The 20,534-nt window shown below is 63.6% G+C and carries 16 protein-coding genes and 1 rRNA gene; 12 read left to right on the forward strand and 5 right to left on the reverse strand.

Translation table 11 applies throughout. From position 1 onward, the window contains the following. Nucleotides 1-167: 167 nt before the first annotated feature. From rrf to IV500_RS10440, 3 genes are all read left to right on the forward strand, one after another. Nucleotides 168-284, forward strand: a 5S ribosomal RNA gene (gene rrf / locus IV500_RS10430). A 1,042-nt stretch (nt 285-1,326) separates the two neighbouring features. Next, nucleotides 1,327-1,689 carry a TraR/DksA family transcriptional regulator gene (locus IV500_RS10435; RefSeq protein ID WP_196396755.1) on the forward strand — a complete coding sequence of 121 codons (363 nt, stop codon included), beginning with the start codon at nt 1,327-1,329 and terminating at the stop codon, nt 1,687-1,689. A 98-nt stretch (nt 1,690-1,787) separates the two neighbouring features. Continuing rightward, nucleotides 1,788-2,849 (forward strand): NAD(P)-dependent oxidoreductase, encoded by a 1,062-nt coding sequence (locus IV500_RS10440; protein WP_230854810.1) that lies wholly within the window; start codon nt 1,788-1,790, stop codon nt 2,847-2,849. A 66-nt stretch (nt 2,850-2,915) separates the two neighbouring features. Here IV500_RS10440 and IV500_RS10445 read toward each other — a convergent pair whose 3' ends face one another. Next, complete coding sequence (locus IV500_RS10445; protein WP_196396756.1) at nt 2,916-3,125, reverse strand: hypervirulence associated TUDOR domain-containing protein; 210 nt, start codon at nt 3,123-3,125, stop codon at nt 2,916-2,918. A 157-nt stretch (nt 3,126-3,282) separates the two neighbouring features. Here IV500_RS10445 and IV500_RS10450 point away from each other — a divergent pair, with 157 nt between their 5' ends. The 3 genes from IV500_RS10450 (at nt 3,283) to IV500_RS10460 (ending at nt 7,296) form a co-directional block, all read left to right on the forward strand. Beyond that, nucleotides 3,283-4,848 (forward strand): Na+/H+ antiporter, encoded by a 1,566-nt coding sequence (locus IV500_RS10450; RefSeq protein ID WP_196396872.1) that lies wholly within the window; start codon nt 3,283-3,285, stop codon nt 4,846-4,848. An 81-nt stretch (nt 4,849-4,929) separates the two neighbouring features. Then, nucleotides 4,930-6,147 carry a formaldehyde dehydrogenase, glutathione-independent gene (fdhA, locus tag IV500_RS10455; protein ID WP_196396757.1) on the forward strand — a complete coding sequence of 406 codons (1,218 nt, stop codon included), beginning with the start codon at nt 4,930-4,932 and terminating at the stop codon, nt 6,145-6,147. Nucleotides 6,148-6,351: 204 nt separating this feature from the next. Further along, complete coding sequence (locus IV500_RS10460) at nt 6,352-7,296, forward strand: phosphodiesterase (protein ID WP_196396758.1); 945 nt, start codon at nt 6,352-6,354, stop codon at nt 7,294-7,296. A gap of 19 nt (nt 7,297-7,315) precedes the next feature. Here the strand turns inward: IV500_RS10460 and IV500_RS10465 are convergent, their stop codons facing one another. Beyond that, nucleotides 7,316-8,731: a stealth family protein gene (locus tag IV500_RS10465; RefSeq protein ID WP_230854821.1), complete on the reverse strand. Its 1,416-nt coding sequence runs from the start codon at nt 8,729-8,731 to the stop codon at nt 7,316-7,318. Between the two features lie 273 nt (nt 8,732-9,004). Here IV500_RS10465 and IV500_RS10470 point away from each other — a divergent pair, with 273 nt between their 5' ends. Continuing rightward, nucleotides 9,005-9,511, forward strand: a complete 507-nt coding sequence (locus IV500_RS10470) for a mycothiol transferase (RefSeq protein ID WP_196396760.1) — start codon at nt 9,005-9,007, stop codon at nt 9,509-9,511. A 44-nt stretch (nt 9,512-9,555) separates the two neighbouring features. On the opposite strand, the gene IV500_RS10475 is transcribed toward IV500_RS10470, so the two are convergent. Together IV500_RS10475 and IV500_RS10480 are read right to left on the reverse strand one after the other, a co-directional pair. Then, on the reverse strand, nt 9,556-9,966 hold the full coding sequence (locus IV500_RS10475; protein WP_196396761.1) for a hypothetical protein: 411 nt from the start codon (nt 9,964-9,966) through the stop codon (nt 9,556-9,558). Nucleotides 9,967-10,014: 48 nt separating this feature from the next. Further along, entirely contained in the window at nt 10,015-10,731 is a 717-nt protein-coding gene (locus IV500_RS10480) for a TetR/AcrR family transcriptional regulator (protein WP_196396762.1), read from the reverse strand. Nucleotides 10,732-10,868: 137 nt separating this feature from the next. On the opposite strand from IV500_RS10480, the gene IV500_RS10485 reads away from it, so the two are divergent. The 5 genes from IV500_RS10485 to IV500_RS10505 are packed head-to-tail and all read left to right on the forward strand — an operon-like array spanning nt 10,869 to nt 19,570. Continuing rightward, nucleotides 10,869-12,341 (forward strand): flavin monoamine oxidase family protein, encoded by a 1,473-nt coding sequence (locus IV500_RS10485; RefSeq protein WP_196396763.1) that lies wholly within the window; start codon nt 10,869-10,871, stop codon nt 12,339-12,341. After that, nucleotides 12,341-13,240, forward strand: a complete 900-nt coding sequence (locus IV500_RS10490; RefSeq protein ID WP_196396764.1) for a universal stress protein — start codon at nt 12,341-12,343, stop codon at nt 13,238-13,240. Before IV500_RS10485 ends, IV500_RS10490 begins: the two co-directional genes overlap by 1 nt. Further along, complete coding sequence (locus tag IV500_RS10495; RefSeq protein WP_196396765.1) at nt 13,237-14,817, forward strand: APC family permease; 1,581 nt, start codon at nt 13,237-13,239, stop codon at nt 14,815-14,817. The genes IV500_RS10490 and IV500_RS10495 overlap by 4 nt, the downstream gene beginning before the upstream one ends. Nucleotides 14,818-14,874: 57 nt before the next feature. Beyond that, nucleotides 14,875-17,565: a helix-turn-helix transcriptional regulator gene (locus IV500_RS10500; protein WP_196396766.1), complete on the forward strand. Its 2,691-nt coding sequence runs from the start codon at nt 14,875-14,877 to the stop codon at nt 17,563-17,565. 25 nt (nt 17,566-17,590) lie between these two features. After that, nucleotides 17,591-19,570: a matrixin family metalloprotease gene (locus tag IV500_RS10505; protein ID WP_196396767.1), complete on the forward strand. Its 1,980-nt coding sequence runs from the start codon at nt 17,591-17,593 to the stop codon at nt 19,568-19,570. A 70-nt stretch (nt 19,571-19,640) separates the two neighbouring features. Here the strand turns inward: IV500_RS10505 and IV500_RS10510 are convergent, their stop codons facing one another. Then, entirely contained in the window at nt 19,641-20,528 is an 888-nt protein-coding gene (locus tag IV500_RS10510) for an HAD family hydrolase (RefSeq protein WP_312875898.1), read from the reverse strand. Nucleotides 20,529-20,534: the final 6 nt, after the last annotated feature.

Below are 20,534 nucleotides of genomic sequence, written 5' to 3' on the forward strand. Positions count from 1 at the left end.
CACTATATGGTTCCCAACCAACAACCCCCACCACAATCGGGGCAACACAACAACACCGTAATTGAATAGTGTTAGTTGTAACCCACAAGTTTCCCCCGACCCACACCCGGCACAGGACCCCCACAAAAGGTTCTGACACCGGTCCCGGGCCGGAGCGGAGAAAGAGTTACGGCGGTCATAGCGTGGGGGAAACGCCCGGTCCCATTCCGAACCCGGAAGCTAAGGCCCACAGCGCCGATGGTACTGCACTCGTGAGGGTGTGGGAGAGTAGGACACCGCCGGACAACCATTGAAAGGACCAGGCCCCGCACACCGTGCGGGGCCTGACCCCTTTAACACCCCACAACCCGGACCAACCACACCGAAGTATGGAGCGTTTCCCATCAAGACGGGCTGGAGCCCGACGTCTGGCCAACTCGGATCTGGCCTCCATCCAAGTTCAGGGTGCCAGTCCTCGGGAGGTTCCGGCCAACCAGGAGGCGCATTAAATCGCACGTTACTGCCCATCTCATACCTCGTAGCCGAGCCGACGATGCTCTTAGTATGCACGGACTCGAAATGCCAATCAACGTGAATATTTGCTTCGCTAGGGTTCGTGCTGTCGTGCTCTCGTGCTGTTGGCGGCCAATAGGCGCAGCCAGAAATGGCGGGCTTCGGGACCTGTGTAGTGGCTTTGTTGGGGGAGGCCACCCGGCTGAGCCAAGATTCACGGATATTTTTGGGTGACCGGGCGCCGTTTTTCGAACCCGTCCACCGGCAGCGGTCGCAGCAGCAGCGCTTCCCACGGTTCGCCCACTGCGGACCATCCACCTCCAAACAGCCAAGGACGTGGAGGTCATTGAGCCAAACCCCCCCCTATCCAATTCGATATCGAACTGCGGCTCACGGACCGAGGGCCGCAGGACAAGGTGCGCCGACGTCGCTATCGCGATCAAAACACGGACCCGATGGGCACCTTCACGCTCCCCGGATCCAACAAGTGGCGGCGTTCCCGCGTTTCGGAGTTCCAGCTTAGACGTGCGACGACTCGGCGTATCGCCGGAATGTTGGGCGCGGCGCTCTGCGTGCGATCTTGACGCGACCGTCCTCGACCCCGAGGAAACGCCGCCGGGCGCCACCGGGAAGGCGTCCGGGCAGCTCATGAAACTGGTCGGCAAAGTGATCGACAAAGGTGTAGGTCCACTAACAGGGTCGATCACGTGGGCGGAGGGTCGGCTGGCCCGGGTCCAAGGGATCCGCTACGGGTACAACGCCGACCCGCCCCCACAACCCCAGCATCCTGCAACCCCCACAGCGTCAAATGATGCTATTGGAGTACTCTAAGGGATGCCTAATGACGAGTTATTCCGTGAGTTATTGGAGGTTCGCGCCAAGCATGTGCGCGGACAAATCGCCAGGTTGAGCGACGAAATCCGTGAGGTGACGCTGGCCCATCGCGACACTCCGGCCGATGATGAACATGACCCCGAAGGTTCGACTGTTACCTTGGAGCGGGAACGGGACGTGGCGCTGCTGGCCGGCGTTGAATTGCAGCTTACCGAGTTGCGGAACGCGCAGGAACGCCTTTCGCGCGGGACCTACGGTACCTGCGAACGCTGCGATCAACCGATTCCGCCGGAGAGACTCGAGGTCCGGCCCGAGGCCAGGTATTGCGTCGCCTGTGCGGGGATCCGGGCGCGGGAGCGCTGAAGACCACGTGGCCGCCAAGGCCCGGGGACAGTGCGGCGGTTCGGGCAGCTGCGATAATCTGGGGTTCTGCTAAGTAATTGAAAGGAAGCCCCCGGATAATGAATTCTACGAGCATGAGTTCGACGCCGAATAGTTCGACGACGGCGGCAGTAGCGGCAGTGGCGGATTCACCGGCAGAGGCTACGGCGGGACCCAGGCTGGCGATACTTCCGCGGCCGGATGACAATCTGGCCGCCGCTGCGACGGCAGCTGGCGGCACCGTGGAGGCGCTTTCGGAAATGACTACGGGCATTATTCTCAGCCAGCGGATCGACGCGGCGGAGCTATCGGCACTGCTGGATAGCCATCCGGGTATCGGCTGGGTCCAGCTCCCGTCCGCGGGGGTCGAACTTTACGCTCCCGCGTTCGAGGATCATCCAAACTTGCAGTGGACCAGCGCGAAGGGCTCTTTTGCCCGTCCGGTGGCGGAGCACGCGCTGGCTCTTACGCTTGCGCTCCTTCGCCGGTTTCCGGAGAGCCTTCGTGCCACCAGCTGGGGCGAGGAGCGGGGCAGCTCGCTCTTCGGTCTGCGCGTCGTGATCGTGGGAGCAGGCGGAATTGCACAAGAGATAATCCGCCTCTTCAAGGTCTTTGATACTTTCATCACGGTGCTCCGTCGGGGCAAGGAGCCGCTGCCGGGGGCCGACCAGACCATCTCGATGCAGAGTCTTCACGGGTCGAGCGGCCAGGCAGAGCCGCAGACAGGTGCAGAACCAGGTCGTACCTTGGCCGATGTGCTGGCCAACGCCGATGTCGTGGTGTTGGCCGCTGCGCTTACAGCCGAGACGAAGGGGCTGGTAGGCGCCCCGGAGATGGCCCGGATGAAGCCCGATTGTATCGTGGTTAACATCGCCCGTGGCGCTCTGGTGGATACGGACGCCCTGCTGGCTGCACTCGCGTCCGGTGCCCTTGCGGGCGCAGGCCTGGACGTAACCGATCCGGAACCGCTGCCGGACGGCCACCCGCTGTGGTCGGAGCCGAATGCCATCATTACTCCGCATACCGCCGACACCGAAGAAATGGTCCGGCCGCTGATAGCCGCACGGGTGCACGAAAACGTACGGCGCTGGGGAGCCCACGAACCACTACAGGGCCGAGTCGACGCCGGCGCAGGTTATTGAGATCCCCGGTAACGCAACCGCGCCGCGGCTATGGGTACCGAGGAATCGGCTACTGCTATGGGAGTGTCAGATTTTGGTGAGCGCAGAGCCCTTATGCATTGCGACATGATCGGTGCTGTCGCTTTTGATCTCATACTGCGGCTCTTCGGGCGTGCAGTGCCGGGTCCGGCCATGGAACATACGGTCTTTCCGGTGAACCTTGACGATTCTGCCGCGGACCTCTCCGGCCTCCGAATTCCAACTGACGTGATCGCCGACGGAAAACTTCGTCGCCATGGGATTCCTCCTTCAGTGTCCGTGTATTAGTCCTCCCCTACCAAGCTACCCGCATATTAATGTTCTGCCGCCGCCATGGACGCAGGCGGGGACAGCGTCGGTGTAACCGACTACGCTGTTTTCGGGCTCTCTAGAAACGAAAGGGGCGATATTGGCAATGGAAATTCTGGCCGTGGTTGTCGGATTGATGCTGGCTACAGTCCTGATGGTGGGCCTGGGCGACCGCATCCGATTGCCGTACCCGGTACTAATGATTATTCTCTCCGCCGGCGCGGCATTTATCCCCGGATTCCCACAGGTCAGAATAGAGCCCGAGCTGATTCTGCCGCTCTTTCTGCCGCCCCTGTTATTTGCCACTGCCCTGAAGTCGTCGTGGTCCGTGTTCCGCGTCCGCTGGCGGAGCATCGTCCTGCTGGCGATTGCACTGATCGTTGTGACGACGGCGACCGTTGCAGGAGCCGCATGGCTGTTGATACCGGGGATTGGAATTCCGGGGGCTCTCGCACTGGGAGCCATGGTGGCGCCCCCTGACCCGGTGGCAGTGGAGTCTGTTGCCGGGACGGTGCGGATGCCGCGGCGGTTGATTGGGGTGCTGCAAAGCGAGGGGCTCTTCAACGATGCCACCGCTATCGTGATCTTCCAGACCGCCGTCGCGGCGGCCATGGCAGGTGAGGAGGTTGGACCGGGCATCATCGTGTCTTTCCTGCTCGGTGCGGCCGGCGCTGCAGCCATCGGATTGGCTGCGGGCTGGATCACCAAAAAACTCACTGTGTTTATCACCAACCCCGTTGGGCATAGCGCGGTGACTCTGGTGGTCCCCTTCGCGGTATATATCGCGGCGGATTTTGTACACGCCTCCGGCGTCGTCGCCGTCGTCGTTACGGCCTTGGAGATCAGGCGCGGCAGCCGGGCGGATGCTGCTCAGGAAAGGGTAACCGCCAACGCATTCTGGGATGTGGTGGAGCTGATGGTGACGGGCATTGCGTTTGGTTTGGTGGGACTTGCAGTGCGTCAGGTTATCGAGGGTGAGAAGACGAATATCGCAGCTCTGCTCTGGCCGGCGGTACTTATTTGCGTGCTGTGTTTTGCCGTCCGCATAGCCTGGCTGGCGTTGTTGGTGCTGCCCAGCCGGCGCCGCGGAGCCGACGTGCCGCCGTCGAACGCGAGGGACGTGATGGTGCTGAGCTGGTGCGGGATGCGTGGGTTGGCAACGTTGGCGCTTGCACTGGCCTTACCGATGACGTTGCCGGACGGCTCACCGTTCCCCGGCCGCGGCCAGATAGTCCTGCTGGCAGTGGCTGTGCTGCTGAGCACCTTGGTTGTCCCGGGGTTGACCCTGCCGTGGCTGATGAAACGGCTCGGTATGGCAGAATCCCCCGAAACGGAAAAGCAGATTGAGCAGGACCTGGCATCACGCGCGGAGGATGCGGCGATGGCGGCCGTCCAGTCCTCCGACCTGCTCGACGGCGTGGACGAGGCGAGAATTGAATGGGTCAGGAACCGCCTGCTGCAGCTGCATTCCGAGCTGGCGGGGACGCCTACTGACACGGTCAAGGAGGAACGCTCCGAGTTCCGGGGCTGGGCCATCACGGTCCAGTCCTTGGCTCTGGACGCGGCCCGGCAGGAAATGGTGATCGCGCGAGGCGAAGCGGGGTCGGATCCGCTTGCTGCGGACCGGGTGCTGCACCGGCTGGATCTACGGACCATGCTGGTCCCGGATTGACAGCTCCGACTACCCCTTACTTTTGCCCTCCTTCCGTCCTAGACTGGCCAGACATCCGTACCAACGAATGAGGGAGAAACCATGTCAGGAAACAGAGCGGTTGCCTACGAGGGGACCGGAAAAGTTTCGGTCATCGATACCGAATATCCCACCTTCGAACTCAAAGACGGTCCCGGCGTGGATCCGCGCAATGTGGGCCGCAAGGTCCCTCACGGTGCGATTCTAAAGACGGTCGCGACCAATATCTGCGGTTCTGACCAGCACATGGTCCGCGGCCGTACAACGGCGCCGAAGGATCTGATCCTCGGACACGAAATCACCGGTGAGGTGGTGGAAGTCGGTCCCGGCGTGGAGTTCATCAAGGTCGGCGACATCTGCTCCGTGCCTTTCAATATTTCCTGTGGACGCTGCCGCAACTGCAAGGAGCGAAAGACGGGTATCTGTCTGAACGTCAATCCGGTGCAGCCCGGAGGGGCCTACGGCTATGTGGACATGGGAGGCTGGGTCGGCGGCCAGGCGGAGTACGTGCTGGTGCCTTACGCTGACTGGAATCTGCTGAAGTTCCCGGATCGGGACCAGGCCTTGGAAAAGATGATGGACCTGACCATGCTCTCGGACATTTTCCCCACCGGGTACCACGGGGCAGTCTCGGCCGGTGTCGGAGCCGGTTCCACCGTTTACATTGCTGGCGCCGGACCAGTCGGACTGGCGGCGGCAACAAGCGCTCTCCTGCTGGGGGCTGCTGCCGTCATTGTCGGCGACATGAACGAGGGCAGGCTCGCCCAGGCCCGCAGCTTCGGCTGTGAAACCATCGATCTGACCAAGGGGGATCCGAAGGATCAAATCGAGCAGATCCTGGGTGTGCCGGAGGTGGACTGCGGCGTCGACGCCGTCGGATTCGAGGCCAAGGGGCACGGTAAGGACGGCCACGAGGCGCCGGCTACGGTACTGAACTCATTGATGGAGATCACGACCGCCGGTGGCGCACTGGGCATTCCAGGGCTCTATGTCACGGGAGACCCGGGTGCCGAGGATAAGGCGGCTCAAAAGGGTTCCCTCTCACTGAGCCTTGGTACCGGTTGGGCGAAATCACTCTCCTTCGTGACCGGGCAGTGTCCGGTGATGAAATACAACCGCGGACTGATGATGGCGATCCTGCACGACAAGGTCCACATTGCCGACAACGTCAATGCTAAGGCGATCGGTCTTGAGGACGCGCCGCGGGGGTACGCGGAGTTCGATGCCGGTGCGGCCACAAAGTATGTGCTGAACCCGAATGGCTATTTGGACGCAGCATAAGCAGCAGCACCAGTAAGAGACCAGCGCACCTGCTCCGGCGGGTGCGCTGGTCTTTTGGTGGTGCGGCGGCGGGTGGCACAAAAGTAAAGTGTGATCTTCGCAACACACGTCCGCCATTTTCCCCAAAATCAGCCTGTGTCTGATTTGATGTTAAGCGAGAGGGAAACTGGAGGAACATCCTCCACCCGACCAACAAAGGTAGTGATGGAACTCATCCAGGCCGAGCATTCCAGGCCGAGTCATTTCATACTTCATCTGAGCGATACCCATTTGCTCGGGGGTCCAGGCCCGCTGTATGGGGCTGTGGACAGCGAGACCAGGCTACGTCAGGTTTTTGCAGAAGTCCACGCGTCCGGCATCCGGCCTGAGGCGGTGGTATTCACCGGGGACCTTACAGACAAAGGCGAGCCAGCGGCCTATGCCAAATTGCGGGCCATCGTTGAACCGGCGGCAGCGGCTATGGGCGCGCAGGTTATCTGGGCGATGGGTAATCACGATGACAGGGCACAGTTCCGTGCAGGTCTGTTCAACCTGCCGCCGGGTACGGAGCCCGTTGATCACAGCTATGACATCAATGGTCTGCGCATCATCACACTGGATTCGACGGTTCCGGGCTTCCATCATGGCGAGATCAGTGATGCTCAGCTGGAATGGCTGGCCGCGGAGCTGGCTGAGCCCGCCCCCGACGGGACGATTCTCGCTTTACACCATCCGCCCATCCCGTGCGTGCAGGATTTATCCGTGCTTGTGGAACTCCGCCGCCAGCCGGAACTGGCCAGCGTGCTGTGGGGCTCCGATGTGCGGACCATTCTGGCCGGACACCTGCACTACTCCTCGACGGCCATGTTTGCGGGGATTCCAGTCTCGGTGGCATCGGCTACGTGCTACACCCAGGATCTGGCTGTGACGGCCGGGGCGAGCCGCGGCCGTGACGCGGCCCAGGCCTTTAACCTTGTCCATGTGTACGAACACACCGTAGTCCATTCTGTGGTTCCGCTGGCCGGCGGGACGACGGTGGGCGAGTATGTCAGCGCCGAGGAGACGCATCGCCGGCTGACGGCTGCGGGAATCCAGATTCCCGCCCATGAGCCGTCGCCCGGGGCCGGGACCAGGATCGAGTCGCAGCGCAAGGCTATGGCCCACAGCTGACCGGCAAGGGGTGGCGACCCTATTGTTCCCAGGGCGCGCGGAGCGGGTAATACCGTTCCAGGAAGTCCGTCACCAGCTCGGCCCTTTCCTGCGCCGCGACCTCCGGAAAGCTGCCGTCGTTGAGGCAGAAGAAATCGGCGTTGCGTTTGGCCAGCAGCCGGGGAAGGTAGGTCAATCCCGAGCGCATGGTGGTGTCAATGTAGCGGACCTTCGCCTCGGGCTGGGTGACGGCCTGCCCGGTGAGCAGGGCGTAGTAGTGGTACAGCGAGTTGGTCACCGAAATGTTGTCCGCGGCACGGAAGGTGCTCGCTGCGGTGGCGGCAAACTCCGCCGGGAATTCGCGTTCCATTTCCGCCATGACGCTCCGGCGCAGTGGGGCCGCCGCATGCTCCAAGTGGCGGGTGGTGATCCGGCCGAAGCGGTTCCACAGCAGCTTGCGGTTCACCCGTGCCGCGTTCTCGAAACCGCTGCGCTCGGCCGCATTTTCACCCAGCCCGATCCGCGTATCCGCTTGTATGAAGCGGGTGATTCCGCCGGGGGTGAAGAACATATCCGGACTCACCGGCCGGCCGAAAAACATGTCGTCATTGGAATAAAGGAAGTGCTCAGCGAGGCCCTCAATGTGGTGTAGTTGGCATTCCACGGCCTGTGAATTGTGCGTTGGCAGCACCGATGGATCCGCGAAAAACTCCGTACTGCGCACGATCGTCACCGTGGGGTGCTCCGCCAGCCAGGCCGGTGCCGGGGAATCCGTGGCGATGAAGATCCTCCGCACCCAGGGTGCATACATGTAGATGGAGCGCAGCGCGTATTTAAGTTCGTCGATCTGCCGGTAGCGGGCCTCGTTGTCGTCCCCTTCACCCAGAACGACGCCGGTCTGCCGGGCGAGGCGGGCCGCTTGGTATTCCGGTGAACTTCCGTCAACCCAGGAAAAGACCATGTCGATGTCGAAGCGGATGTCCGTAGCATGATCGGCAAACATGTTCTCGATCGTCGGCCAGCTGTGTCCATAGCGCTCCACGGTGCCGCGGACGGCTTCGGCGTTGGGCAGAATGCGGCGGGTCAGGGAGTTTTCCATCGGCAGCACCAAGGTCTCCGCCTCGAAACTCCACAGCTCGATCTGCACGCCCAACGACGGCCCGTACGCCAACCCGCCGTCCGGCTCCACCCGAGGACGGTACAGCCGCAGGATGCGTGCCTTTCGGTTCCGGGCCAACTCGCCGTCGGCGACCAGCAGCGAAGACTTTTTCTTCGCATCCACGGTGATGGCATAAAACGGTTCATTCACGCAGGCCTTGGCCAGGGCTTTGCGGAGTTTTTTGCGGTCTTTCCAATCCACCGAAATGACCGGACGCTCGTTGTTGCCGCGCACCAGCAGATACTTCAGTCCGGCATCCTCCAGCGCTGCCCGGATGAACAGCAGGTCCTCGACCATCGCCTGATAAGGCGTTCGGTCTACGTTCAGCAGGGCGTATCGTCCCTGGTACTGGATGACGTCGGGCCGGTTGGTAAGACGGACGACGGCGGCGGGCGAGGTTTCCTCGACAAGGTCCCGTTCGTCGTCGGGCGCGGGGCTGCCAATGTAGACATCATGCTGTTCGGACACGTCGGTGATGGCTTTTCTCCGTAACTGGTGGTATTCGCTTCCCTTGCATGATATCGCGCGCCGGCTATGGCGGACGAGGGCCTGCCGTGGAACCATGGCGGTATGGAACCTACTGAACTTTTGACGGATGCATTTGGCCGGATCGGCAGCGCGGTGGACGGTGTGCTCAAGGGGTTGGACGCGGCGGACCTCAACCGTCGTCCTGGTGGTCATGGGAATTCGGTTGCCTGGCTGGTGTGGCATCTGGCACGGGTCCAGGACGATCACATTGCGGATGCGGCGGGTCGGGAACAGCTGTGGGCGGCGGGTGGATTCAGGGACAGGTTTGGATTTGGGCTGCAGCCGGAGGATACCGGCTACGGCCATAGCCACGACCAGGTAGACGCGGTCCGGGTGGAATCGGCGGCCCTGCTGACGGAGTACTACCATGCCGTGCAGGGCCGCACCATGGAGTACCTCCAAGAGCTCGACGGCGCGGCACTGGATCGGATTGTCGACGAGTCCTGGGACCCGGCCGTGAGCCTGGGGACACGCTTGGTCAGCGTGCTGCAGGATTGCCTGATGCATGTGGGCCAGGCGGCATACGTCCGGGGCCTGCCGGTGGAGTAAACGACCCCGTGGCAGTCCCGCCCGGACAGTTACCGCCCGGACAGTTACCGCCTGCGGCGGTCCAGGATCAGTGCCGCGGCAATGCCGAGCATCCAGAAGTCCTTTGCAAAAGGTAGGCCGTTGGCAGTGGGACGGACTCCGTCAGACTCCGTCATTCCCGGCGTCCGCAGGTACATCGTCACCAAAGAGCCGGAGAATGCCGCCAGCATGAGACCGGCGAGCCGGCTGGGGATGAACGGAGCCAGCAGGGCCGAGCCAATGGTAATTTCGCCCGCGCAGAGCAATTTGCCGAACCTCCCGGCCTCAAGCTGCTTCACTTGAGGGATGGCGTTGCCCGCCATGGACTGCAGCCCGGCCGCCTGTTCCTTGTCCAGGTGCAGCTTGCCGATGCCGGAATTGAGGATGAAGGCGCCGGTTACCAGACGAAGGGCGGCATGGCTGAGGTTGATTCCCATGGGTGATCTCCTTTTGCGTTGGCCGAGGTTGGTATGGCCACCTCCAGCCTATGGATGACGGGCTTTCGGCGCCAGAGCCCGCTGCGCCCAAAGCCCGTCGATCAGAGCCTCCAGGCCCAGTCCGAAAGCGGTGTCGCTGGGACTGACCGGGCGTTCGTCACCCCCGGGGCCCGAGCCACTGCCGGAGGCACGGCTTGCCACCGCCTGGGTGAAAAGGGGTGCGTCCGCTGCCAGCTCGCCGGCGTTGAAAATCTCCGCCGGGGCGTTAACATCGAATGCTGAACCGAAAATGAAGGACTCCAGGGCCACAATGGCGTCGATGATTTGGTCGGGCGGCCAACCAGCGGCATGGAATCCAGCCGTCACTGCCTCGTACATTTTCACCGTCTGCGGGGCGTTGGTCACCGGGAGCACCGCGATTACCGGAATCAGCGGCGTGTGGCGTGCGAACACATTGCGGTAAGACCAGGCCCAGCCCCGCACCGCCTGGTGCCAGGGGCCTGCCTCGAAGCCGGAAATGTCCACACCGGCCATCAGGTGGTCTTCCACCAGCAGGAGCACATCCTGTTTTGAGGAGACATGGTTGTACAGCGCTGATGGAGCTACGTTGAGCAGCCGGGCCAGAGCGGACATGGTCAGGCCCTTGTAACCGTCTCTGGCAATGAGCCGCAGAGCAGCCTTGGTGATCCGGCCTGGGCCCAATACCGGGTGCGGGGGCCGTCCCGCCCGCCGCCGTGCCTCAACCGCCGGTGCGCCGTTCTCCATGGTTGCCCCATCCCTGTTTCTGGTCCTGCCTGGTTCCGTGGCTGCTCTTCCCTTATGGACGCGCATCCATTAGAGTCTAACCAAAATGAATGTCATTCATATAGTGAGGCCTGTCACCAGGGCCGGACTGGAGCACAATGCAGAATCTGTTGCGGGACGTCGTCATCATCGGAGCCGGGCCCTCGGGCCTGACCGCTGCCCGGGAACTCAGGAAGGCAGGGTTAAGTGTGGCTGTCCTGGAGGCGCGGGACCGGGTGGGCGGCCGCACCTGGACGAACGAAATCGACGGCGCGACGCTGGAGATCGGCGGTCAATGGGTGTCTCCGGACCAGACCGCGCTGACAGAGCTGTTGACGGAGCTGGGGCTGGAGACGTTTGACCGCTACCGTGAGGGCGAATCGGTCTATATCGCCCCGGACGGCACCCGCACGCGGTACACCGGTGAGATGTTCCCGGTCAGCGGGCACACCGCGGCTGAAATGACCAAGCTGATCGCACTGCTGGATTCCCTCGCCGCGGAAATCGGTGCCGAGGAGCCGTGGGCGCACGCGAAGTCGCGGGAACTGGACATCGTTTCCTTCCATCACTGGCTTCGCGGACAATCCGACGATGAGGAAGCCTGCAACAATATCGGTCTCTTCATCGCCGGCGGGATGCTCACCAAACCGGCGCATTCCTTCTCGGCACTGCAGGCTGTCCTGATGGCCGCTTCGGCCGGCTCCTTCAGCAACCTGGTCGATGAGGACTACATTCTGGACAAGCGGGTGATCGGCGGCATGCAGCAGGTGACCGAGCGGATAGCCGCAGAGCTCGCTGTAGACCCGGGTGCCGACGTCGTGCTTAATTCGCCGGTCCGGACGCTGCGCTGGCCAGCCGACTACGACGGCACGGGTACCGCCGGTACCGCCGGTACCGCCGGCGCCGGCGGGTACACGGTCACGGCAATCTCGGACGCGGCCACGGTCACCGCCCGCTACGCCATCATGGCCGTTCCGCCGAATCTGTATTCGCGGGTCTCCTTTGAACCTCCGCTGCCGCGCCGTCAGCACCAAATGCACCAGCACCAGTCGCTCGGGCTCGTCATTAAAGTGCACGCGGTGTACGAAACCCCGTTCTGGCGCGAGGACGGGCTCTGCGGAACCGGCTTCAGCGCCACGTCGCTGGTCCAGGAGGTCTATGACAACACGAACCACGAGGACCCGCGCGGCACGCTTGTCGGATTCATTTCGGACGAAAAGGCCGACTACGCTTTTAGCCTCGATGCCGACGAGCGCAAACGCAAGATCACCGAGTCTCTGGCCGGATTCCTCGGGGATAAGGCGCTGGAGCCGGTGGTGTACTACGAATCCGACTGGGGCTCGGAGGAATGGACCCGCGGCGCCTATGCCACCAGCTATGACCTCGGCGGCCTGCACCGTTACGGAGCGGATCAGCTCAAGCCCGTTGGACCGATCTACTGGTCGTCCTCCGATCTGGCCGCGGAGGGTTACCAGCACGTGGACGGAGCAGTGCGGCTGGGCCGGTACACCGCAGCCAGGATCGTAGCCGCGCAGCCGGCTGCGCAGGCGCAGAAATCGCCCGGGCCAGCCGCTGCAGAGCTGGTCAGCTGATGCGGTACGTGGTGGGATATTCCGCCAACGCCAGAGGACGCGACGCGGTTAACCTTGCCATCGCCCTGGCCCGTCGCCAGAATGCCTCCCTTGATCTGGTTATGGTGGTGCCGGAGACTTCGCCGTATAACGTGGTGCATCCCCCGGCCGCCGGGTACCAGAGCATCGTTACGGATCAGGCGCAGCTTTGGCTTGCCGAAGCGTTGGCCCTGATCCCCGCGGACGTTCCAGCGCAGACGCATGTCCGCAAGGGCGAATCCGAGGCCTCGGTGCTGATCGCTGCGGCGGAGGAACTTGCTGCCGGCCTGCTGGTGATCGGGGCCGGCAGCCGTGGCCTGTTCAAACGGTTCACCATTGGTCCCGTTGCCAGTACGCTGCTGCACGCGGCCACGGTACCCGTCGCACTGGCGCCGCAGGGGTACGACCGAACGGATCCGATCACCAGGTTGACCTGTGGGGTCGGGTTGCGCGCGGGGGCGGAGGACGTCCTCGACGTGGCGGCGGCGGCTGCCGGCAGACGGAAGTTGCCGTTGCGTCTGGTGTCCCTGGTGGCGCTCGACGGCGGCGGGGCACCCGGCGGGGCGAAGGGACCCCGGGAGCATGCGGACGAGCGGCTGGCCGCGGCCGTCAAAGGCCGCGTCTTTCATGGCGTCCCCGTAGAGCTGGCCGTGGCCCAGGGCCGGTCCATCGAAGATGCGGTGGACCATTTGGCCTGGGAGGACGGCGAAGTGCTGCTGATCGGTTCCAGCCGGCTGGCCCGCGACAACGCGCTGTTCCTCGGCTCCACCGCTAACCGGATCCTGCGAAGTCTTCCGGTGCCCATGATCGTCGTCCCGCGCAGCTACAAATCGGTGGGGCAAGGCCGCCAATCAATCCAGTCAGAAGAGGTGAACCAATGAGCGCCGAAGCAGTCAGAAGCGTATCCAGCGAAAAAGGGGTCAGCGAAGACGGTCGCGGTGAGAAAGGGTCCGGCGGGAAGGGGCTCAGCGGAAAGGGGCTGAAGGCCGGTTCCGTCGGGTTGATCGGCGCCGTCGTCATCGGTGTTTCCTGCATCGCACCCGCCTATACACTCACCGCCGCGCTGGGGCCCACCGTCGCAGAGGTCGGTGTGCATCTGCCGGCAATCTTCCTGGTCGGGTTCATCCCCATGCTCCTCGTGGCGCTGGGCTACCGCGAGCTCAACAATGCGATGCCGGATGCCGGCACGTCCTTCACCTGGGCCAGCCGGGCCTTTGGTCCCTGGATCGGCTGGATGGGCGGGTGGGGTCTGATCTCTGCCACTATCATTGTGCTCTCCAACCTGGCAGCCGTCGCCGTCGATTTTTTCTATCTGATGCTCGCCCAGCTCACCGGGAACTCCGGCCTTGCGGATCTTTCGGCCAACCTGCCGCTGAATATCGCCACCACCTTGGTGTTCATCGCGCTCGCGTGCTGGATTTCCTACCGCGGTATGGAAACCACCAAGACGTTTCAATACGTTCTGGTCGCATTCCAGCTGCTGGTGCTGGGCTGGTTCGCTGTCGCAGCATTCAGCCACGTAGCCAACGGCACAGCCTTTGATGCCACTGCCATTACGCCGGACTGGTTCAATCCCTTCGCCGTCGGCTCGTTTACCGCCTTCGCGGCCGGAGTATCGCTGTCCATCTTCATCTACTGGGGCTGGGACGTCACCCTGACAATGAATGAAGAGACCAAAAACCCGGAGAAGACGCCCGGACGGGCCGCTACGGTGACGGTAGTGGTGATCGTGGTCATCTACATGACCGTCGCGCTTGCCACGCTCGCCTTTGCGGGCGTGGGGGAAACCGGTCTCGGTGCGGGAAACCCGGACAACCAGGCCAGCATCTTTGCCGTCCTCGCCGGTCCGGTCATGGGCCCGTTCGCCATCCTGATGTCGCTGGCCATCCTGAGCAGTTCCGCTGCATCGCTGCAGTCCACCTTTGTCTCCCCGGCCCGGACGCTGCTGTCCATGGGCCACTACCGGGCGCTGCCGAAAAAGTTCGGCCGGATCAGCCCGGTGCACAAGTCACCGAGCTACGCCACGATTGCCTCTGCGGTGGCCGCAGCCGCGTTTTACATCATCACGCGGACCGTGTCGGAGAATGCGCTTTGGGATACGATCACGGCGCTGGGCATGATGATCTGCTTTTACTACGGGATCACCGCACTCGCCTGCGTCTGGTACTTCCGCGCCGAGGCTTTCCGCGGCATCCGAGCGTTCCTGTTCAAGTTCCTGGCACCGCTGGTGGGCGGGGTGGTCCTGCTGGTCATGTTCGTCAAGACGGCCTATGACTCAATGGATCCGGCCTACGGCTCCGGTTCCAACGTCGGCGGGTTGGGGCTGGTCTTCATCCTCGGAATGGGCGTGCTGCTGCTGGGCGTGGTCCTGATGTTCATCATGTACAAGGTACAGCCGGCGTTCTTCAAGGGGCAGGTGCTGGCGAAGTCCAGCCAGGTGTTTGACCCGGACGTATAGTGGGGGAGAATCCGGTGGCGTCACGCCTAAGGATTCTCCAGCGGGAGTGGCTAAGACATGAGCGAGGACTTCGTAGGCCGGGAGACCGAACTGGCTGCAATCTGGCGTGCGATGGCTCCCGGCGGGACCCGTTCGGTCACTCTCGTTGGAGCGGCCGGTGTTGGTAAGACCAGGATTGCCCGGGTCGTCCTGGACCGGGCAGCCGGCCTCGGACGGTCGGCGTTTTGGGTCGCTGCGACTTCCTCAGCGTCCACCATACCTTTCGGCGCCGTCTCCCACCTGGTGCCCGATGTTGCCGGGTTGGACCGCTTCCAGTTGCTGCGGCGGACCGCGGCCTGGATGGCCACCCGACCCGGCACGGTGCCGCCCGTCGTCGTCGTCGATGACGCACAGCGGCTCGATGATGCATCCGCGGCCCTAATACACCATCTGGCGGTGACAGGGACAGCTTTCATCGTCAGCACTGTGCGGGCAGGAGACAAGGCGCCGGACGCGATCACTGCGATCTGGAAGGACGGACTCGGTGACCGGATGACTATTGGTCCGTTCACCCGCCTCCGCGCCGAGGAATTCGTCGGCTGCCTTCTTGGCGGTCCGCTGGATCCCGTTTCAGCGGCGGGGCTCTGGCATCTGAGTGAGGGAAATGCCCTCTACCTGCGCGAGTTGGTGCGTGGCGGGATAGAGTCCGGGGAACTTCGGCTAAGCCGCGGCGCGTGGCGCTGGTCGGGCCTCGTGTCAGCGGCGCCACGGTTGATCGAATTTGTCACTCAACGGCTGGCCGGAGCGAGTCGCGACGTTCGCTCTCTGGTGGATTTGGTGTCCTTCGGCGAGCCGCTCGGCGTGGAAACCATAGCGCGGGCGGGCATCGGCGCGCCGACCGTCGGCGCCGCCGAAAAGTCCGGGCTGGTGCGCTCGGAAGCAACGCCCGAGGGGATCGTGATCCGGCTGGGACACCCGTTGTACGGCGAGGTGGCCCGCGGGCTGTCCACTTCGCTCCAGCGGGCCACAGTCGCGCAGACCCTGCTGCGCTCTGCGGAGCCGGCCGTTCGAGGGGAACATATTCTGCGTCGTGCCGTGTGGCTCCTGATGACAGGTGTCCCTTCCGAGCCACACATATTGGTCCAGGGTGCCATTCGGTCGCTGGCAGCCCTCGACCTGGAGATGGCCAGCCGGCTGGCCGATGCTGCGGTGAAAGCCAACGGCGGGGTGGCGGCCGAAACCGTCCTGGCCCGGACGCTGGTGCTGCGCGGCAGTGCTGCTGCGGCCGAGGCATTACTGGCCGCGATGGAGCAGCGGGAGTTGCCTGATGGAGACCGGGCCGAGCTGGCAGCCGCGCGGGCCTGGAATCTGGTCTTCGGATTGAAGCGTTCCGCCGACGCGGAATCCGTATTGGACAGTGCCGGGCGTCGGATTGTTCAAGGCCGTGATCTTCTTGCCGTGCAGCGCGCGAACATCCGTACCTATGCCGGTCTCCCCGAGGAGGCCCTGGCAGCAGCCGCAGGGGTGGCCGAAGATGGAGCCGGCTCGACGGTGGACGCCGTGCTGCGGAAGTGGGTGGTGTGCGCAGAAGCCATGTCCGTGCAAGGCCGCGTCAATGATGCGCTGAAGTACGGTCGGCGGGCTGTCGCTCTCAACCGGAGAACATCCCACGGTGACTGGTCGATGTCCGAGGACGAGGCCGAGTCGGCCCTCGCGGGCGCGCTGATTATGTCCGGTGGCCTGACCGAGGCCGGGGAAATAATCGAGACGGCGTATGCCAGAGCCGTGGAAGCCGGCTGGCGGATCGGAACGGGGATGTGGAGCGTCTGGCGAGGCGAGCTAAGCTTTGCCCGAGGTCGGCCGGCCACCGCTGCCAGGCACTACCGAACAGCTCTGGCGGTGGCCGGCGAGGATTCCCATCCATATCTGGAATGGACCATGAGGTTTGCCTGGGATCATCTGGCCCGTGCGGCCGCCCAGCTAAACGATTCGTCGCTCGCTGATGCAGCGTTCGCGTCCGCTAATGGTTATGCCTGGTCGGGGTTAGGGGCCCTGGATGTGTGGGGCGGGTCAACGGCCGGCTGGGTTGCTGTAGCCAGGGGCGAGATTGAACACGGCATCTCTCTGGCGCTGGTGGCAGCGGAACGGGCACGGCGGGACCGGCAGTTCGGCTGGGAACTCCTGGCGCTGCATCAGGTGGTACGGTTCGGTGCCCCGAAGAAGGCCAATGGCAGGCTCGCGGAGCTTGCTGCTGAGGTGGACGGCTCGTTGACCGGTCTCTATGTCCGCCATACTGCTGCGCTCGCGGCCGGCGATGGCGCGGCTCTTGGTGCCGTCGCGGATCAATTCAGCAGCTGCGGCTACATGCTTCTGGCGGCTGAGGCAGCAGCGCAGTCGTCCCGGGCACACGCTCGCGATGGGCGCACCAGCGCCGGCGCCGAGGCCTCTCGGCGCGCCCTTGGCTGGGCCGCACTCTGTGAAGGGGCCCGGACCCCGGCACTTGCCGTGTTGAACGAACCGGCACGGCTCACCCGCAGGGAGACGGAAATTGCGCGGCTCGTGGCCGTTGGACTGAGCAACCGGCAGATCGCGGAAAAACTGGTTATCTCGATCAGAACCGTCGACAACACCGTCGCGCACATTTACGACAAGCTGGCCGTTTCCCGTCGGCAGGACTTGGCGGGAATATTCTGCAGCGAAAATGAGCAACGTCCTGCTCATGACGGCAGCCTCCTTCATCCCTACGGTGGGAGCACCCAGGCTAACTAGGCCAAACACCGCAAAGGATGATGACATGCCGAAAAATACAGTGCAGCAGGGGACGGGGCAGCAGGGGACGGAATCCGAACCTTCAAGGTCGTATCTGCCCGTAGGACTGGTTCAGGCGGGAGATGCAGGGGCGGATGTTCAACGGACCTATAACTATCTCGAAAAATTCGGTTACCTGCCGAATGCACAACTGGCGCAACGATATCCATCGTGGCGGCCGGGAGTGGCTCAGGCGCCACCGGACCCTACCCGCTTTGATTCCCGTCTGGAGGAAGCCGTTCGGTTGTTTCAGCGCAGCTACGGTCTTGCCGAAACCGGACAGGTAGACCAGCCAACACGGGAGCTGATGAGGCAACCGCGGTGCGGTGTTCCGGACAACGTCAGTGTACTGGGCCAGTTCGTGGTGGGCGGCACCAGATGGCCGGGACTGAACGTCACTTACTCGCACACAAATTTTTCCCCCGATCTGCCGGGCGCCGACGTACGTTCAACAATCCGCGGAGCCTTTGACCGCTGGTCAGCGGCCGCGCCGCTGCACATCACCGAAAAGGCCGGCGGAAGCGGCGACGCAGACATCCGGGTCGGCTTTTACGCCGGCGACCACGGTGACGGGTACCCCTTCGACGGCGCGGGAACCGCCGCCGGAAATGTTTTGGCACACTGCTTCTATCCCCCGGGCCCCGGAGACAACGGGATCGGCGGCGACTGCCACTTCGACGAAGCGGAGACTTGGAGCACTAACCTGCCACCGGCGGGAACAGACCTGCCGACCGTTGCTCTGCATGAGCTCGGCCACGGGCTGGGACTGAACCATTCGGACGTCAAGGATTCCGTCATGTATGCCTACTACGGCGGCGCTCGGCGGGAATTGACGGCCGATGACATTGCCGGCATCAGATCGATTTACGGTGGGTATGACTGGTCCGGGATCAACGACAACTGGGCATCCCTTGGCGGCTTCTTCCCTGTCGGTGCGCCGATAAGCGCCGTGTCCCGGTTCCCCGGACAGCTGGACCTTTTCGTCGTGGGCAATGACGGCCGGGTCTACACCTCATGGTGGACCAGCGGGCAAAATTGGTCCGGTGTGCAGGACAACTGGCGGTCGATTGGCGGGTTCTTCCCTCCGGGTGCGCCGGTTGCCGCCGTTTCCCGGACGGCGAATAACCTGGATCTGTTTGTCTGCGGTAATGACGGCCGGGTGTACACCTCCTGGTGGTATGCGGGTGCGGATTGGTCCGGCGTAAACGATAATTGGCGCTCTATTGGCGGGTTCTTCCCCAATGGGGCTCAGCTCTCGGCGGTGGCCCGGACGGCGAATAACCTGGATCTGTTTGTCTGCGGTAATGACGGCCGGGTGTACACCTCGTGGTGGTATGCGGGTGCGGATTGGTCCGGCGTGAACGATAATTGGCGCTCGATTGGCGGGTTCTTCCCCAATGGGGCGCCGGTCGCAGCGGTGGCCCGGACGGCGAATAACCTGGATCTGTTTGTCTGCGGTAATGACGGCCGGGTGTACACCTCCTGGTGGTATGCGGGTGCGGATTGGTCCGGCGTGAACGATAATTGGCGCTCGATTGGCGGGTTCTTCCCCAATGGGGCTCAGCTCTCGGCGGTGGCCCGGACGGCGAATAACCTGGACCTGTTCGTCTGCGGTAATGACGGCCGGGTGTACACCTCGTGGTGGTATGCGGGGGTGGATTGGTCCGGCGTGAACGACAACTGGCGTTCTATTGGCGGGTTCTTCCCCAATGGGGCGCCGGTCGCAGCGGTGGCCCGGACGGCGAATAACCTGGACCTGTTCGTCTGCGGTAATGACGGCAGGGTCTATACCTCGTGGTGGTATGCGGGTGCGGATTGGTCCGGCGTGAACGACAACTGGCGTTCTATTGGCGGCTTCTTCCCCAACGGTGCTCCGCTGTCGGCGGTGGCCAGGACGGCGAATAACCTGGATGTGTTTGTCTGTGGGAATGACGGACGTGTCTACACCTCGTGGTGGAGCGGGTAATCCGGGGTGGCATCGGCTTTCCACCGTCGGTGCCCGGACTGAATACCTGCTGCGGGTGGCACGGCCGTGGTCAGCCCTGCCGGGCCAGCTGGAACTGCTCTACCACCCGGCCCATCCGCAGCAGCAGTTCCTCGCCTGCCATGATGCCCCGGGCAGTGGTGACCGTGAGATTGGAACTGCGGTAGCCGCCGTCGTCCAGCTCGCCGTGGGCCGGCCGGAAGGCGATGTTTGCCTCTGCCAGCATCTGCCGGTCCAGCAGCGAGTCGCCGGCGGCAATCACGGTCCCGGCACCGGTGCGCCGCTGCACCTCCGCCACGGCGCTGCTCTTCGTGACCGGCTGCGGGACGCAGTAGAGCTTGCGGCCCTGCAGCGACACCGTCCAGCCCAGCGCCAGGCACTGCTGCTCCAGCCCGGCGACGAAGTCCTCCGGCATGGCCTCGCGGTCAACAATTGCATAGATAAATAAGTCCTCGGCATGGCGGAGCTTGAGGATCCATGAGGAAAACGCCGGATCTGCCAGTATTGCCTCCACCGTCTGCAGCGGCGCGCAATGGGCAGCGGTGCGGCGGGCGATCGACGCGTGCCAATGTGCGTCCGGCTGGCCGTGGTGAAGCAAAACGCCGCCATTGGTGGTCACGGCATACTCCTGCTCGGGCCCCGGCAGCCGGACACGCCGGTACTGGGCAGCGGTCCGGGTGGTCACCGGGACCACCGTCGCCGCCGCCTTAAGCGCCAGCAGCAACGTTTCGGCGGTGCGGGTCATGAAGGAGATCGGGATGCCTTGGTACAGTTCGACGACGACGATCGGCGGGGCCTGCTCGTCCGGCACGTCCAGCCAGAAGGCCTTGGGCGAGTAGATCAGTGTGCGGTCGAGGTCGCAGGCCAGAAGCGGCGGCACGGGTCTGCCGGCTGCGGGTCGGCCGGTCACAGCGCGGCCGGTCACAGGTCTGCCGGTCACAGGTCT

It is taken from the genome of Arthrobacter terrae (assembly GCF_015708085.1).
In the GTDB taxonomy this organism is placed as follows: Bacteria; Actinomycetota; Actinomycetes; order Actinomycetales; family Micrococcaceae; genus Arthrobacter_M; species Arthrobacter_M terrae.